The 14361-nt window shown below is 71.5% G+C and carries 15 protein-coding genes; 4 read left to right on the top strand and 11 right to left on the bottom strand.

The genetic code is table 11. From position 1 onward, the window contains the following. Positions 1 to 14: 14 nt before the first annotated feature. On the bottom strand, positions 15 to 1361 hold the full coding sequence (locus ACIREO_RS15430) for a class II 3-deoxy-7-phosphoheptulonate synthase (protein WP_404109986.1): 1347 nt from the start codon (positions 1359 to 1361) through the stop codon (positions 15 to 17). 104 nt (positions 1362 to 1465) lie between these two features. Here ACIREO_RS15430 and ACIREO_RS15425 point away from each other — a divergent pair, with 104 nt between their 5' ends. Beyond that, entirely contained in the window at positions 1466 to 1522 is a 57-nt protein-coding gene (locus ACIREO_RS15425; protein WP_124277238.1) for a trp operon leader peptide, read from the top strand. Between the two features lie 146 nt (positions 1523 to 1668). Next, on the top strand, positions 1669 to 3525 hold the full coding sequence (locus tag ACIREO_RS15420) for an anthranilate synthase family protein (RefSeq protein WP_404109984.1): 1857 nt from the start codon (positions 1669 to 1671) through the stop codon (positions 3523 to 3525). Between the two features lie 17 nt (positions 3526 to 3542). Here the strand turns inward: ACIREO_RS15420 and ACIREO_RS15415 are convergent, their stop codons facing one another. The 5 genes from ACIREO_RS15415 to ACIREO_RS15395 all read right to left on the bottom strand — a co-directional run bounded on the left by ACIREO_RS15415 (position 3543) and on the right by ACIREO_RS15395 (position 8490). Next, positions 3543 to 4547 carry a 2-hydroxyacid dehydrogenase gene (locus ACIREO_RS15415; RefSeq protein WP_404109439.1) on the bottom strand — a complete coding sequence of 335 codons (1005 nt, stop codon included), beginning with the start codon at positions 4545 to 4547 and terminating at the stop codon, positions 3543 to 3545. A gap of 98 nt (positions 4548 to 4645) precedes the next feature. Next, positions 4646 to 5683 carry a 6-phosphofructokinase gene (locus ACIREO_RS15410; protein WP_404109436.1) on the bottom strand — a complete coding sequence of 346 codons (1038 nt, stop codon included), beginning with the start codon at positions 5681 to 5683 and terminating at the stop codon, positions 4646 to 4648. 112 nt (positions 5684 to 5795) lie between these two features. Then, positions 5796 to 6488, bottom strand: a complete 693-nt coding sequence (locus ACIREO_RS15405; RefSeq protein ID WP_404109433.1) for a response regulator — start codon at positions 6486 to 6488, stop codon at positions 5796 to 5798. Further along, entirely contained in the window at positions 6485 to 7702 is a 1218-nt protein-coding gene (gene macS, locus ACIREO_RS15400) for a MacS family sensor histidine kinase (RefSeq protein ID WP_404109430.1), read from the bottom strand. Before macS ends, ACIREO_RS15405 begins: the two co-directional genes overlap by 4 nt. Before the next feature lie 68 nt (positions 7703 to 7770). Then, complete coding sequence (locus ACIREO_RS15395; RefSeq protein ID WP_404109428.1) at positions 7771 to 8490, bottom strand: lysophospholipid acyltransferase family protein; 720 nt, start codon at positions 8488 to 8490, stop codon at positions 7771 to 7773. A gap of 216 nt (positions 8491 to 8706) precedes the next feature. Between ACIREO_RS15395 and ACIREO_RS15390 the strand changes: the two genes are divergently transcribed. Further along, positions 8707 to 9486 carry an alpha/beta hydrolase gene (locus ACIREO_RS15390; RefSeq protein ID WP_404109425.1) on the top strand — a complete coding sequence of 260 codons (780 nt, stop codon included), beginning with the start codon at positions 8707 to 8709 and terminating at the stop codon, positions 9484 to 9486. Then, the gene (locus ACIREO_RS15385; RefSeq protein ID WP_404109423.1) at positions 9479 to 10150 is read left to right on the top strand and encodes a hypothetical protein; all 672 of its coding nucleotides are present in this window, start codon (positions 9479 to 9481) and stop codon (positions 10148 to 10150) included. Before ACIREO_RS15390 ends, ACIREO_RS15385 begins: the two co-directional genes overlap by 8 nt. A gap of 59 nt (positions 10151 to 10209) precedes the next feature. Here ACIREO_RS15385 and ACIREO_RS15380 read toward each other — a convergent pair whose 3' ends face one another. The 5 genes from ACIREO_RS15380 to ACIREO_RS15360 all read right to left on the bottom strand — a co-directional run bounded on the left by ACIREO_RS15380 (position 10210) and on the right by ACIREO_RS15360 (position 14250). Beyond that, positions 10210 to 10971 (bottom strand): endonuclease/exonuclease/phosphatase family protein, encoded by a 762-nt coding sequence (locus ACIREO_RS15380; RefSeq protein WP_404109420.1) that lies wholly within the window; start codon positions 10969 to 10971, stop codon positions 10210 to 10212. A 72-nt stretch (positions 10972 to 11043) separates the two neighbouring features. After that, entirely contained in the window at positions 11044 to 11985 is a 942-nt protein-coding gene (locus ACIREO_RS15375; RefSeq protein WP_404109418.1) for an ROK family glucokinase, read from the bottom strand. A 75-nt stretch (positions 11986 to 12060) separates the two neighbouring features. Next, a complete protein-coding gene (locus tag ACIREO_RS15370) occupies positions 12061 to 12552 on the bottom strand; it encodes a DUF5304 domain-containing protein (RefSeq protein WP_404109415.1) in 492 nt (163 codons plus the stop codon). 80 nt (positions 12553 to 12632) lie between these two features. Beyond that, positions 12633 to 13796, bottom strand: coding sequence for an ArsA-related P-loop ATPase (locus tag ACIREO_RS15365; RefSeq protein WP_404109414.1), 1164 nt, complete (start codon positions 13794 to 13796; stop codon positions 12633 to 12635). 4 nt (positions 13797 to 13800) lie between these two features. Then, the gene (locus tag ACIREO_RS15360; protein WP_404109412.1) at positions 13801 to 14250 is read right to left on the bottom strand and encodes an SRPBCC family protein; all 450 of its coding nucleotides are present in this window, start codon (positions 14248 to 14250) and stop codon (positions 13801 to 13803) included. Positions 14251 to 14361: the final 111 nt, after the last annotated feature.

Raw genomic sequence — 14361 nt, 5'->3', positions numbered from 1 at the left:
ACCAGCGGTGATCCCTACTGGTCGCGGTACATCTCCGCGACCAGGAAGGCCAGGTCCAGGGACTGGCTGCGGTTGAGGCGCGGGTCGCAGGCCGTCTCGTAGCGCTGGTGCAGATCGTCCACGAAGATCTCGTGGCCGCCGCCGACGCACTCGGTGACGTCGTCGCCCGTGAGCTCGACGTGGATGCCGCCGGGGTGCGTCCCGAGCGCCTTGTGCACCTCGAAGAAGCCCTTGACCTCGTCCAGGACGTCGTCGAAGCGGCGCGTCTTGTGGCCGGACGCGGCCTCGAAGGTGTTTCCGTGCATCGGGTCGGTCACCCACACCACCTGGGCGCCGGAGGCGGTGACCTCCTCGACCAGTGCGGGGAGCCTGTCGCGGACCTTGTCGGCACCCATGCGGACGATGAAGGTCAGCCGGCCCGGCTCACGCTCGGGGTCGAGGCGGTCGACGTAGCCGAGCGCCTCGTCCACGGTGGTCGTCGGGCCCAGCTTGATGCCGATGGGGTTACGGATCTTCGACGCGAACTCGATGTGCGCGCCGTCCATCTGGCGGGTGCGCTCACCGACCCAGACCATGTGGCCCGAGGTGTCGTACAGCTGGCCGGTGCGCGAGTCGGTGCGGGTCAGCGACGACTCGTAGTCCAGCAGCAGCGCCTCGTGCGAGGCGTAGAACTCGACCGCCTTGAACTCGGCCGGGTCCGTGCCGCACGCCTTCATGAAGTTCAGGGCGTTGTCGATCTCGCGGGCCAGGGCCTCGTAACGCTGTCCGGACGGCGAGGACTTCACGAAGTCCTGGTTCCAGGCGTGCACCTGGCGCAGGTCCGCGTAACCACCGGTGGTGAAGGCGCGCACCAGGTTCAGCGTGGAAGCGGATGCGTGGTACATCTGCTTCAGCCGCTCGGGGTCCGGGACGCGGGACGCCTCGGTGAACTCGAAACCGTTGACGGAGTCGCCGCGGTAGGTCGGCAGGGTCACGCCGTCGCGGGTCTCGGTCGGCTTCGAGCGCGGCTTGGAGTACTGCCCCGCGATCCGGCCGATCTTGACGACCGGCACGGAGGCCGCGTACGTCAGGACGGCGCTCATCTGGAGCAGCGTCTTCAGCTTGGCCCGGATCTGCTCGGCGGACACGGCGTCGAAGGCCTCGGCGCAGTCGCCGCCCTGGAGCAGGAACGCCTCGCCCTTGGCGACGGCTCCCAGACGGGCGCGCAGCTGGTCGCACTCGCCGGCGAAGACGAGCGGAGGATACGACTCGAGGTCCGCGATAACGTCGCGCAGAGCCTCGGCATCGGGGTACTCGGGCTGCTGCGCCGCGGGAAGGTCTCGCCAGGTGTGGCCACCGGCGACGGAGGTATTGGCGTTCACGGTCACCTCGACAACATTACGGGGTCGTCGAGTGCGCCCTGCCCGTCCGCTCAACAAATGAGACACACGCTCGTTTGTCCGCCGCTTCCGCTAGGGTACGTGGCATGTTCGCGCAGACGACCCAGAACTGGTGGTGGACCGCTCATCCGGCGGCCCGCTGACTCATCGCGCGTACAGACTTCGCGAAGGCCGCCCGAGGGGCGGCCTTCTCTGCGTTTCGGAGCCGGGATCCGTTCCTCATCAGGAAGGAACTCCCGTGCCCGAACCCACCTCCGGCCGCACCGTCCGCACCACCGACGTGTTGTCCATGCTGCTCCGTGACGACTCCCCGCCTTTCGCCCTGCTGCGCCGGCGCACGCCGGGCCACGACCACGACATCGTCGAGGTCCTGACCGGCGAGGTCCGGGAGGCGGACCGGCTCGCCGACATCCCGGTGGGCGAGCTGCCCTCACTGGCTCTGGTGCCCTTCCGGCAGATCGCCGAGCGCGGTTTCGACGTACGGGACGACGGCACACCGCTCTCCGTGCTGGTCGCCGGGCAGGCGTACGAACTGCCGCTGGCCGAGGTGCTCACACAGCTGCCCGGCCACGACGTGCGCGTCGAGAACGGTGCGTTCGACGTCCCCGACGAGGAGTACGCGGACATCGTCCGACGGGTCATCGAGGACGAGATCGGGCAGGGCGAGGGCGCCAACTTCGTGATCCGGCGGACCTTCGGCGGCGAGATCCCCGGCTTCGGCCGGGCCGACGCGCTGGCACTGTTCCGACGGCTGCTGGCCGGTGAGCGCGGGGCGTACTGGACCTTCGTCGTCCACACGGGGGACCGGACGCTGGTCGGCGCCAGCCCGGAGGTCCATGTGCGGATGTCCGGCGGAACCGTCGTGATGAACCCGATCAGCGGGACCTACCGCTATCCGGCCGAGGGGCCGACCGCCGAGAGCCTGCTGGCCTTCCTCGGCGACCGCAAGGAGACCGAGGAGCTCTCCATGGTGGTCGACGAGGAGCTCAAGATGATGTGCACGGTCGGCGACATGGGCGGGGTGGTGGTCGGGCCGCGGCTCAAGGAGATGGCCCATCTCGCGCACACGGAGTACGAGTTGCGCGGGCGTTCCTCGCTGGATGTGCGCGAGGTCCTGAAGGAGACCATGTTCGCGGCGACGGTCACCGGCTCGCCCGTGCAGAACGCCTGCCGGGTGATCGAGCGGTACGAGCCGGGGGGCCGCGGCTACTACGCCGGCGCCCTGGCGCTGGTGAGCCGGGAGCCCGGCGGGGCGCAGACGCTGGACTCGCCGATCCTGATCCGCACCGCCGACATCTCGGCGTCCGGCGGACTTCGGGTGCCGGTGGGCGCCACGCTCGTACGCCATTCCGACCCCGCGGGGGAGGTCGCCGAGACCCACGCGAAGGCGGCCGGTGTGCTCGCGGCGCTGGGCGTCCGGCCGGGCCGGCCCGAGGCCGAGGCGGACCGTCCGGGGCTGGCGTCCGATCCGCGGGTGCAGGCGGCCCTGGACGACCGCCGCGGCGGGCTGGCCCCCTTCTGGCTCCGGATGCAGGAGCGCACGCACGAGCTGTCCGGCCATGCGCTGGTGGTGGACGGCGAGGACACCTTCACCGCGATGCTGGCCCATCTGCTGCGCTCCTCGGGCCTCACGGTCTCGGTGCACCGTTATGACGAGCCCGGGCTGCGCGAGGCCGTCAGGGCGCACGAGGGGCCGGTGGTCCTGGGGCCCGGGCCCGGCGATCCGGGGGACGCGGCCGATCCGAAGATGCGGCTGCTGCGGGAGCTGGCCGCCGAGCTCGTGCGGGAACACCGCCACGGGCTGCTCGGCGTCTGCCTCGGCCATGAGCTGATCGCGGCGGAGCTGGGCCTGGAGATCACCCGGAAGGCGGTGCCGTACCAGGGGGCGCAGACCCGGATCGATCTCTTCGGCAGGCCCGAGACCGTCGGCTTCTACAACAGCTTCACCGCGCTCTGCGACGACGCGGCGGCCACGGAGCTGGGCGCGCACGGCATCGAGGCGAGCCGGGACACTGCCTCCGGCGAGCTGCACGCCCTTCGGGGCAGGGGCTTCGCCTCGGTGCAGTTCCACCCGGAGTCGGTGCTGACGCTGCGCGGCGCGGCGATCGTGTCCGGTCTGCTGGCTGCGCTGCCGGTGCCCAGCTGACCGGAGGAGCTCGCGGGCTACCGCGGGGGCAGCGCCGGGACCAGGACGTTCTCGCTGCGGCGGCCCGCCAGGTAGTCGGTGACGTTCCGCACGGTGGCGTCGATGATCTGCCCCACCGCGTCACGCGTGTAGTACGCCTGATGCGACGTCACGATGACGTTGGGGAAGGTGACGAGCCGGGCGAGGGTGTCGTCGTCGATGCCCTCGACCGACTTGTCGACGTAGAACAGCCCTGCCTCCGCCTCGTAGACATCGAGCCCGACACCGGTGAACCGGCCGCTCCGCAGCTCGGTGACGAGCGCGCGGGAGTCGATGAGACCGCCTCGGCTGGAGTTGACGAGGATCGCGTCGTCCTTCATCACGGACAGGGCTTCCTCGCCGATGATGTGCTGCGTGGCCGGCAGCAGCGGCACATGGAGGCTGATCAGGTCCGCCTCGGCGAAGAGGCGCTCCTTCTCCACGTACCTCATGCCGAGCGCGGTGCAGGCGGGGTTCTCGGTGACGTCCCAGCCGAGCAGTTCCATGCCGAAGCCGTGGGCGATCCGGGTGAACACCTCGCCGATCTTGCCCGTGCCGACCACTCCGGCCGTGCGGCCGTGCATGTCCCGGCCGAGGAGCCCGTCCAGCCGGAAGTCGAAGTCCCTGGTGCGGCTCACCGCCCGGACGATGCGGCGGTTGACGGCCATGGCCAGGGTCCAGGCGAATTCGGCGACCGCGTGGGGTGAGTAGTACGAGACCCGGGCGACGCGCAGGGCGAGCCGTTCGGCGACTTCGAGGTCGATGTTGTTGAAGCCGGTGGAGCGCTGGGCGATCATCTGCGTGCCGCCCGCCGCGAGGGCCTGCAGGACCTGACTGCCGAGGTCCGCGTTGACGCTGGTGGAGACGACCTCGTAGCCGGCGGCGATCGGGGCGGTGTCCTCGGTGAGGAAGACGTCCAGGCAGCGGACTTCGTGCAGGCCGGCGAAGGCCTTCTCGATCAGCGGCTTCTCGTCGGACTGCACTCCGAATGCCAGGATTTCCACGACGTCTCCCGGATGAGGGGGCGGGGCCGGTCCTCGCGAATATACGGCCCGCGCCCCCTGGGCGCCGCTCGGCCGGAGCAGGTCCGGCCGGGGAGGGATCAGCCGAAGAAGACCCCCGCTTCCGCGTACAGCGCGGGGTCGACCGTCTTCAGCCGGGCCGTCGCCTCCGCGATCGGCACCCGCACGATGTCCGTCCCCCGGAGTGCGACCATCACGCCGGAGACGCCCTCGTGCACCGCGTCGATGGCGTGGAGCCCGAAGCGGGTCGCGAGCCAGCGGTCGAAGGCACTCGGTGTGCCGCCGCGCTGGACATGCCCGAGGACGGTGGTCCTGGCCTCGTTGCCGGTACGCCGCTCGATCTCCTTGGCCAGCCACTCGCCCACACCCGAGAGCCGGACATGACCGAAGGAGTCATGGGAGTCGTCCTTGAGGACCATCTCGCCGCGTGCGGGTGCCGCGCCCTCGGCGACCACCACGATCGGCGCGTAGCTCGCCCGGAAGCGGGAGGTGACCCACTCGCAGACCTGGTCGGTGTCGAAGCGCTGTTCCGGGATGAGGATGACGTTGGCCCCGCCGGCCATGCCCGAGTGGAGGGCGATCCAGCCCGCGTGGCGCCCCATCACCTCGACGACGAGTACCCGCATATGGGACTCGGCCGTGGTGTGGAGCCGGTCGATGGCCTCGGTCGCGATGGAGACGGCGGTGTCGAAACCGAAGGTGTAGTCGGTACCGGAGAGGTCGTTGTCGATGGTCTTCGGGACGCCTACGCACGCGACGCCGTATTCGTCCGACAGCCTGGCCGCGACGCCGAGCGTGTCCTCGCCTCCGATCGTGATCAGGGAGTCGATCTCGTACTTGGCGAGGCTGTCCTTGATACGGCGGACCCCCTGGCCCGCGTACTCGGCGTCGAACGGATTGGTCCGGGACGAACCGAGGATGGTGCCGCCGCGCGGCAGGATGCCGCGCACCACCGGTATGGAGAGCGGCACGGTCACCCCCTCCAGGGGGCCGCGCCAGCCGTCGCGGAATCCGGTGAAGTCGTAGCCGTACTCCTGCACGCCCTTGCGGACGACGGCGCGGATGACCGCGTTGAGCCCGGGGCAGTCGCCTCCCCCGGTCAGTACTCCGACCCGCATGAAAGCATCCCTTCGCCGAAGTGAGCTCGCTATGGGCCACGCTAATGGTGACCCAGGTCACTTCGGGATGGGTCGGACGGTCAATTCCGCCGCGATACGGGCCGGTTGCCCGTCAGGCGTCGTCGAGGCCGGTCTCGATGGCGTACCGCACGAGCTCCACCCGGTTGTGCAGCTGGAGCTTTCCCAGGGTGTTCTGGACGTGGTTCTGCACGGTGCGGTGGGAGATGACCAGGCGCTCGGCGATCTGCTTGTACGAGAGTCCCTTGGCGACCAGCCGCAGGACCTCCGTCTCGCGGTCCGTGAGCTGCGGGGCCTTCGGCTGGTCGGGGGCGGCGGGTGCGGGGTCGGAGGCGAGCCGGCGGTATTCGCCGAGGACCAGCCCGGCGAGGCCCGGCGTGAAGACCGGGTCGCCGGCCGCGGTGGCGCGCACGGCCTCGGTCAGCTCCCGGGTGCTGGCCGACTTCAGCAGATAGCCGGTGGCGCCCGACTTCACGGCCTCCAGGACATCGGCGTGCTCGCCACTGGCGGAGAGCACCAGGACACGCAGCCCGGGATGCGATCCGACGAGCTCCTTGCAGACCTGGGCTCCCGGCATCCCCGGGAGGTTCAGGTCGAGCACCAGGACGTCGGGCACGACGGCCCCGGCACGGCGTACGGCGCCCGGGCCGTCGCCGGCGGTCGCGACCACGTCGAACCCGGACTCGGCCAGATCGCGGGCCACGGCGTCGCGCCACATCGGGTGGTCGTCGACGACCATCACCTTGATGGCCCGTTCCTCGGATGCCTGTGCGTGCGGTGTACTCATCGGGCCTTTCCTGCCTTCCCCCGTGAAACCTTCGGGACCTTCAATTCGACCTCGGCGCCCTGGCCCGGGACCGAGATCAGCTCTGCCGTACCGCCCAGATCGCGCAGCCGCCCGCGGATCGAGAGGGCGACACCGAGCCGGCCCTCCCCTTCCGCCTGGTCGAGTCTGCCCTCCGGGATGCCCGGGCCGTCGTCCCGGACCGTGACGATCACCTCGTCCGGCTCGTCCTCGACCAGGATCCAGGCCTGGGCGTCCGGACCCGCGTGGGCCCGGACGTTGTCCAGCGCGGCGCTCACCGCGGCGGCGAGCTCACGCGCCGCGCCTGCCGCGAGCACCACCGGGGCCCCGGGCTCCGCGAAGGTGACCCTGGAGCCGGCGTGCCGGGCGAGCAGCGCGCGCAGGTCGCACTCGCCGTCCTCCGGCGCGTCCGCGTCCACCGCGCGGACCGCCGCGCCCTCGGCGCCCTCCTCGGAGACCCGGGTCGTGGGCACCAGGCCGCTGGAGACCAGGGTCCGCAGGGCGACCTCCTGCTCCCCGGCCAACCGGCCGAGCTCCGCGGCCTCGCCGCCCATGGCGGTGCCGCGCCGCTGGACCATGGCCAGCACCTGGAGGACGCTGTCGTGGATGTCCCGGGCGAGCCGCTCCCGCTCCCGGGTGGCGGCCTCGATCTCCAGGGCGCGGGCGAGGGTGCGCTCACTGGCGCGGGCCACCTCGACGACGTAACCGATGGCGATGGAGGCGACCCACACCAGCAGCACGTTGTGGAACGTGTCCTCGCTGGGCTCGCCCCGCTCGATGATGTTGGCGCCGGCGACGAGGGTCGAGGCGAAGGCCGCCCAGCGCCAGCCGCCCTTGAGCGCGAAGGCGAGGACCGAGCCCGCGGTCCAGATCGACGGGAGCGTCGGGCCGTCCATGTGCTGGGCGTCGGCGTCGGCGAGGGGGGTCAGCAGGATCCCCGCCAGTGCGACCACGAGGTCGAGACCGAGGAACCGCTTGGTGCAGCTCGCCGCGCCGGCCACCCTGGGGAGGGTGACGACGGTCCAGAGGGTCAGGAAGGCCAGGAAGGCGACGGCGACCCAGAGGCGCTCGTACTTGTCGCGGCCGAAGCCCGCGAGCAGCGCCGCGTAGACCAGCGTCAGCACGCGGTACGCGGTCAGTGCCCGCCACAGCGGCTGCTCGACCGACATCCGTACGGCTCGTTCACGCGCGGCCATGTCCTCTGTGTCCCCTCCCCCGGTTCCCGCCCCTGTCATGCTGCCCGCCCGGGCGGTCCGCGGCGCTCCTATGCGCCGGGCCGTTCCGTTCCCTTGCTCTTCGCCTCGTCGGCGATCTGCCGTTTGGCCGCCGTCGCGTAGATGTCCACGTACTCCTGGCCCGAGAGCTTCATGATCTCGTACATCACCTCGTCGGTGACCGAGCGCAGGATGAACCGGTCGCCGTCCATGCCCTGGTAGCGGCTGAAGTCCAGCGGCTTCCCGATCCTGATTCCTGGCCGCATCAGCTTGGGCATCACCTGGCCGGGCGGCTGGATCTTCTCCGTGTCGATCATCGCCACGGGGATGACGGGAGCACCGGTGGCGAGGGCCACCCGGGCGAGGCCTCCGGGCTTGCCCCGGTAGAGCCGTCCGTCGGGTGACCGGGTGCCCTCCGGGTAGATGCCGAAGAGCCCGCCGCTCTCGATCACCTGGATGCCCGCCTTGATCGCCGCCTCGCCGGCGCCGCGGCTCCCGGAGCGGTCCACCGGGAGCTGTCCCACGCCCTTGAAGAAGGCGGCGGTGAGCTTGCCCTTCACCCCCGGGGCGGTGAAGTACTCCGCCTTGGCGATGAAGGTCACCTTGCGGTCGAGGACGGCCGGCAGGAAGAAGGAGTCGGAGAACGACAGGTGGTTGCTCGCGAGGATCGCCGGCCCGTGTGCGGGGATGTTCTCCAGACCCTCCACCCACGGCCTGAAGGCGAGCTTCAGGGAGCCGCCGATGGAGAACTTCATTGCGCCGTAGATCAACTCTGGTGCCTCCTGTGTGCCGTCGATGAGACCTTAACCTGTGGGACCGTGCCCTCCCCGTGCGCTCGGGGCGGTGTCCGGCACGGGTGCCCCAGCTGGTGACAGCTGTCCGGACGGTGACGGCCCTGGTCGGTGTCGGTCCGGTCGCGTACGGTGAAGTAATCCTTTTGCACACCCCTCGCACCCCCCGCCCCGCTTCATGAACAGGAGACCCCGGTGCCGGTCCTCCCTGGATCCGAGCCGTTCCGCCACGAGGGCGGAGAGGCCGGCGTCCTCCTCTGTCACGGATTCACGGGTTCGCCGCAGTCCCTGCGCCCCTGGGCCGGTTATCTGGCGGAGCGCGGGCTGACCGTGTCCCTCCCCCTGCTGCCCGGCCACGGCACGCGCTGGGAGGACATGGCGGTCACGGGCTGGCAGGACTGGTACGCGGAGGTGGACCGGGAACTGCGGGCGCTGCGGGCGCGGTGCGAGCAGGTCTTCGTCTTCGGCCTCTCCATGGGCGGTGCCCTGGCGCTCCGCCTCGCCGCGAAGCACGGGGACGAGATCACGGGCCTGGTGCTGGTGAATCCGGCGAACAAGGTGCACGGCCTGTCGGCGTACGCCCTGCCGGTGGCCCGGCATGTGGTGCGGACGACGAAGGGCCTGACCAGCGACATCGCGCTCAAGGGCGCCGAGGAGGTCGGCTACGACCGGGTGCCGCTGCACGCCGCGCACTCCGTGCGGGCGTTCTTCCGGCTGGTCGACGCCGATCTGCCCCAGGTCACCCAGCCGATCGTGCTGCTGCACAGTCCGCAGGACCATGTCGTGCCGCCGGCCGACACGGCGCGGATCCTCAGCCGGGTCTCCTCCAGGGATGTCGAGGAGATCCTCCTGGAACAGAGCTACCACGTGGCGACGTTGGACCACGATGCGGAGCGGATCTTCGACGAGAGTTACCGGTTCATCGAACGCCTCGCACCCAACGCTGGCAAGAAGGGGAGCACGTCCGGTGGCTGAACACGACGCGGAGCGCGCGGGCAGTGACGAGGAGCGCGAACCGCGCCCCACGGAAGGAACGGCCGTCCCCGAGGGCACGGAGGAGGCCAGGCCGCTCGACGAGACCGCGGCCTGGGAGGCGATCGTCGCGGGGTACGGCGAGGAGCCGCCGGACCCGCCGGGCGCCAAGCCCTTCAAGTCGGTCGAGGATCTGGCCCTGCTCGATGACGACCAGCTCAACGTCCTGGACCCCTCTCCGGAGCCGGGGCCGGGCGCGGGCGACGACGCGGACAAGGGCGGCAAGACATCCGGCGGGCCGCCGGAGAAGAAGCCGCTCGGCGGTTCGGTCGTCTTCGCGCCCGGGGTCGCGGGCCCGCGCGACTACGGCCTGGAGGCGCCCAAGGACGGCGACACCGACGACCCGGACGACAGCGGGGAGGGACACTTCGTCCCGCCGGAGCCGCCACCGCTTCCCGAGGCCGATGTGACGGCCAAGTTCGCCTGGCTCGCGGTCGTCGGCGGACCGGTGCTGATGCTGGTCGCCGTGCTGATGCAGTGGGACATGACGTGGTGGCTCACCACACTCTCCATCGGCGGCTTCCTGGGCGGGTTCGCCACCCTGGTGGCGCGCATGCCCCACGACGACGAAGAGGACGACGACCCGGGGCGCGGCGCGGTCGTCTGACCATTCGCGCGACGCGGTCGTCCGACCCGGGGCGAAGCGCTCCGGCGGCGTCCCCCGGCTCAGGCCCCCGCGGGCACCCTGAGGGCGGCGAGTACGGGCAGATGGTCCGTGGCCGCCCGCAGGTCCGCGCCCGTGACACCGGGCAGGTCCTCCGGGACGCCGCAGCCGAGCACCTCGATGCCGTCGGTCGCGAACACCGCGTCGATGCGCTTGCGCGGAGCGTCGGGCGGGAAGGTGAGCTCGCCGCCCCAGGGCCGCACGGTCCGGCAGTCCTGGAGCCGCCCCGCCAGCCGCCGGAAGGCGCTCCCCTCCGGTACGTCGTTGAGGTCACCGGCCACGACGGCGTGCGGGACGTCCATCGCGTCGACCCGCTCCAGCAGCAGCCCCGCCTGCGTCTGCCGTTCCTCCCGCTGCAGGCTGAGGTGACAGCTCAGGACACCGATCCGCGCCCCGGCGATCCGTACGACCGCAGTGGCCAGACCACGCCGGTGCAGCCCCGGGGTGCGCGGCAGCAGGACGTCCTCTGTGTGTTCCACGGTGGCGCGCAGGGAGCAGAGCAGCAGTGGCCCGGCCGCCGTGGCCCCGCCGCTGAGGACGACCAGGTCTGTCATGGCCGCGAGCCTGGCCGCCGCCTTGCGCCAGCGGAAGAAGCGCGGGGCCTCCTGGACGCACACCAGGTCGGGCGCGCAGGCGCGGATGACACGGGCCAGCGCCTCGGTGTCGTCCCGCAGCGAGCGGACGTTGTAGCTGAGCACCCTGATGACGGCCGAACCGTCCGGCTCGGTACGGGAGTCGGGCAGGGACAGCGGCATCGTGACCATGGAAGGCACGATACGACGAACGCCCGCCGCTCCCCGGAGGGCGCGACGGGCGTTGGACGTGCTGCGGTGCGGTCAGCCCTGGCGTGCCAGGTCCGCCGCGCCCACCAGGCCCGCCTTGCCGCCCAGTTGGGCGGCGAGGACCTGCGCGTGCGGGCGCCACTCGCCGCCGATCAGCCAGCGCCGGAACGACTTGCGGATCGGGTCGAGGACGAGTTCACCCTCGTCCGAGACGCCGCCGCCGACGATGAAGGCCGACGGGTCGAAGAGCGAGGCGAGGTCGGCCAGTCCGGCCCCTGCCCAGCGCGCCAGCTCGCGGAAGGAGTCGACGGCCACGGGGCAGCCCTGCCGGGCGGCCTCGCTGATGTGCTTGCCCTCGATGCCCTCCACGGTGCCGTCGCCGAGCCCGAGCAGGATCGGGGCGTTCTCCGGGGTGGCGTTGGCGCGCTGCTTCGCGTAGCGCACGAGGGCGCGCCCGGAGGCGTACTGCTCCCAGCAGCCCTGGCTGCCGCAGCCGCAGAGCAGCCCGTCCGGGACGACCCGGATATGACCGAATTCCGCCGCCACGCCGAAGCGTCCACGGCGCAGCTTGTTGCCGATGATGATGCCGCCGCCCAGGCCGGTGCCGAGCGTGATGCAGATGACGTCGTCGTGGCCCTGGCCGGCACCGAAGCGGTATTCGCCCCAGGCCGCCGCGTTGGCGTCGTTCTCGACGACGACGGGCAGGCCGACGCGCTGCTCGACCTTGTCCTTGAGCGGCTCGTGGCGCCAGTTGATGTTCGGAGCGAACAGCACGGTGGCACGCTTGTCGTCGACGTATCCCGCCGCGCCGATGCCTACCGCCTCGACGTCGTGTCCCTCGCTCGCCCCTGACACGGCGGAGCTGATCGCGTCCACGATGCCCTCGGCGGTCGGCGGGGTCGATACCTTGAACGTCGAGAGGATCCGGCCCTCTTCGTCGACCACTCCAGCCGCGATCTTCGTGCCGCCGATATCGACGCCGATGGTGAGTCCCATGAATCCCTCAGTTTCGGTCGAGCCCCGCTACGGCCAACCGTACCCGAGCCGGGGACGGGTATTTCCTGCCCAGGGTCAGTCCAGGTCGATGTGTTCGCTGCCGTCGGTGCCCTCGTCACGCGGGTCGGAGGCGTCATCGGCCGCCTTCTTCCCGGTGCCGGGGGCGGATCCGGTGCCGCCGGAGGTGGGTCCGGCGCCTTCGGTGCCCCGGGTCCAGCGGCCCTCCTGGCCCTCGACGGCAGAGCGGTAGGCGGCGAGGAGTTCGTTTCCCGCGGCGGCGAGATGGTCGAAGAGGTCCGGATTGCGCTCGATGACGGGTTCGACCGCGGATTTGGCCTGCCGGATCACCTGCTGGACGGTTCCCTGGGCGGCCATGCCGAGCAGCGGCGACTGCAGCGAGGAGACCTTGTCGGCCACGGCGTCGATCAGTTTGCGCAGCTCCTCGGCGGCGGAGCCCGGCTGCTGTCCGTACTGGGCCCTGCGACGCGCCTTCTCCGCTTCGAGGTCCTCGGCGCAGGCCTCCGCCCACGCGTCGTCGTCGGCGGGACGATCGGTGGCTTCACTCATGGCGGGCTCCTGCGACGCGGTTGTCTGCGTGACCGTGCGGGCCACGTACTACCGACGTTACCCGAACGGTGGTAGGCCGTTCATCGTGTCCGGGGCCAGAGCCCGGGGTCAGGCGTGAACCGGACACGCAGGACTCCGTCGGTGAGCGCGGCCCCGGAGACGGTGCAGCGGCGCAGCGCGGACTCCAGGCGGACGATCCGGTGGAACGGTCCGGCGGTGAGAAGCAGTTCGTCACCGCGCCGGACGAGCTTGAGGTCCTCCTTGGCCGCCCCGGGCAGCGGAAGGCACCAGGCGATGACACCGTCCCCGGCGTCCTCGGTCCACCAGGGGTCCCCGGCGTGTCCCGGCGCCCGGTCGTCCGGCGCGCAGGTCTCGGCGAGCAGGGCCAGGTCCTCGACGGTGCGCGGCTCACGGCCGAGGTGGGCGGTCTCGCTTACGGACGTCCCGGGCGCCCACTCCTGGCGCCAGTGGTCCAGGCACTTCTCCTGCCGGGCCGCGAGGTCGGCGAACCAGGGATCGGCGGAGTGGCGGGGCAGGACCCGGGAGGCCACGAGGGAGTCGACGCGCAGTCCGTGCAGGGCGAGTCCGGTGCGGGCGGAGCGCAGCGCCTCACCTGCGGCCTGCCCGGGTTCGGCGACCAGCCGCACGGTGGTCGCCTCGTCCTCGATCAGCGCCTCGACGAGGGCCAGTTCGGCGTCCTTGCGGGCGGCGGCCTCGTACAGCCACTGGGCGGGCATGGGGACACCGGCGAGCTGGGCGAGCACCGGGCGCAGGGCACGGGCCGCCTGGCGTTCCCGGGGCAGGAGGCGGCGCAGATAGCGGCGCAGCTGCCCGGGCAGGGCGAGCAGGGCGAGGGCCTCGGTGAGCGGGGGCAGGTCGACGACGAGCACCTCGTAGCCGTCCCCGGACCGGTCGCCCTCGGCCGCCCCGTGCAGGGCGTGGAGGAGGGCGAGCTGCGCGCTGCCCGGGAGTTCGGTGAGTTCCTCGCCGTCGAGCCGGTTGGCGCCGAGCAGGTCGAGCACCCCGGACGCCCGGTCCTGGAGGGCCAGGAGTTCCTCGCGGAAGTGCGCGGCGGAGTCGATGCGCGCGCAGGACAGGTGCTCGGTGTCCGGGGGGAGCGCGGGCACGGCGTCGGCGGAGATCAGGAGGGTGCGCCGGCCGCCGCGTGCCGAGGCGAGCGCGGTCGCCGCGGCGACGGTGGTACGGCCTGCGCCGCCGGGACCGGTGACGAGGACCGTACGCACGTGATCAGGCCTTCGGGACGGATTCGACGCGCTTCTTCAGCCCGGCGAGTGCCCGGTCGATGATGACCTTCTCGGCCTTGCGCTTGATCATGCCGAGGAGCGGGATCTTGACGTCGACGGCGAGCCGGTAGGTGACCTCGGTGCGGTCGCCGTCGCCCAGGGGCGCCAGCGCGTAACTGCCGTCGAGGGCGCGCAGCATCTGGGACTTGACCAGGGTCCAGCCGACCTCGTACGGGCTGTTCCAGGTGTAGGCGAGGACGTGGTCGTCCTTGATCGCTCCGGCGTCCAGGACGAGGCGGACCTGCTCGGCACGGCCCTGGTCGTCGGTGGCCAGGATCTCGGCCTCCTTGACCTCTCCGGTCCATTCGGGATAGCGGGCGAAGTCGGCGATCACTCCCATGACGTCGGGCGGTGCCGCCTCGATCGTGATGCTCGAGCTGGTGTGTTCAGCCATCGCCGTGGCCCTCCAGTGCGGTGTACCGGTCGCGTTCGGCAGAGGCCTGCCGTGTGCAGGCTATCGGGTGCCGACGGCCCTCCCGCCCGCGCCCCGGCCGGCGGCCGGTGG

Origin of the sequence: Streptomyces sp. NPDC102441 (genome assembly GCF_044765585.1) — a bacterium.
In the GTDB taxonomy this organism is placed as follows: Bacteria; Actinomycetota; Actinomycetes; order Streptomycetales; family Streptomycetaceae; genus Streptomyces.
This window is presented reverse-complemented; position numbering and strand designations above follow the sequence as displayed.

What these genes read in the sequence shown, in the direction of transcription:
- ACIREO_RS15410 (WP_404109436.1), bottom strand. Translation starts at nt 5,683, where the DNA reads ATGCGGGTCGGAGTACTGACCGGGGGAGGCGACTGCCCCGGGCTCAAC.
- macS (WP_404109430.1), bottom strand. Translation starts at nt 7,702, where the DNA reads ATGGCCGCGCGTGAACGAGCCGTACGGATGTCGGTCGAGCAGCCGCTG.
- ACIREO_RS15380 (WP_404109420.1), bottom strand. Translation starts at nt 10,971, where the DNA reads ATGGTCACGATGCCGCTGTCCCTGCCCGACTCCCGTACCGAGCCGGAC.
- ACIREO_RS15360 (WP_404109412.1), bottom strand. Translation starts at nt 14,250, where the DNA reads ATGGCTGAACACACCAGCTCGAGCATCACGATCGAGGCGGCACCGCCC.
- ACIREO_RS15375 (WP_404109418.1), bottom strand. Translation starts at nt 11,985, where the DNA reads ATGGGACTCACCATCGGCGTCGATATCGGCGGCACGAAGATCGCGGCT.
- ACIREO_RS15405 (WP_404109433.1), bottom strand. Translation starts at nt 6,488, where the DNA reads ATGAGTACACCGCACGCACAGGCATCCGAGGAACGGGCCATCAAGGTG.
- ACIREO_RS15420 (WP_404109984.1), top strand. Translation starts at nt 1,669, where the DNA reads ATGCTGCTCCGTGACGACTCCCCGCCTTTCGCCCTGCTGCGCCGGCGC.
- ACIREO_RS15370 (WP_404109415.1), bottom strand. Translation starts at nt 12,552, where the DNA reads ATGAGTGAAGCCACCGATCGTCCCGCCGACGACGACGCGTGGGCGGAG.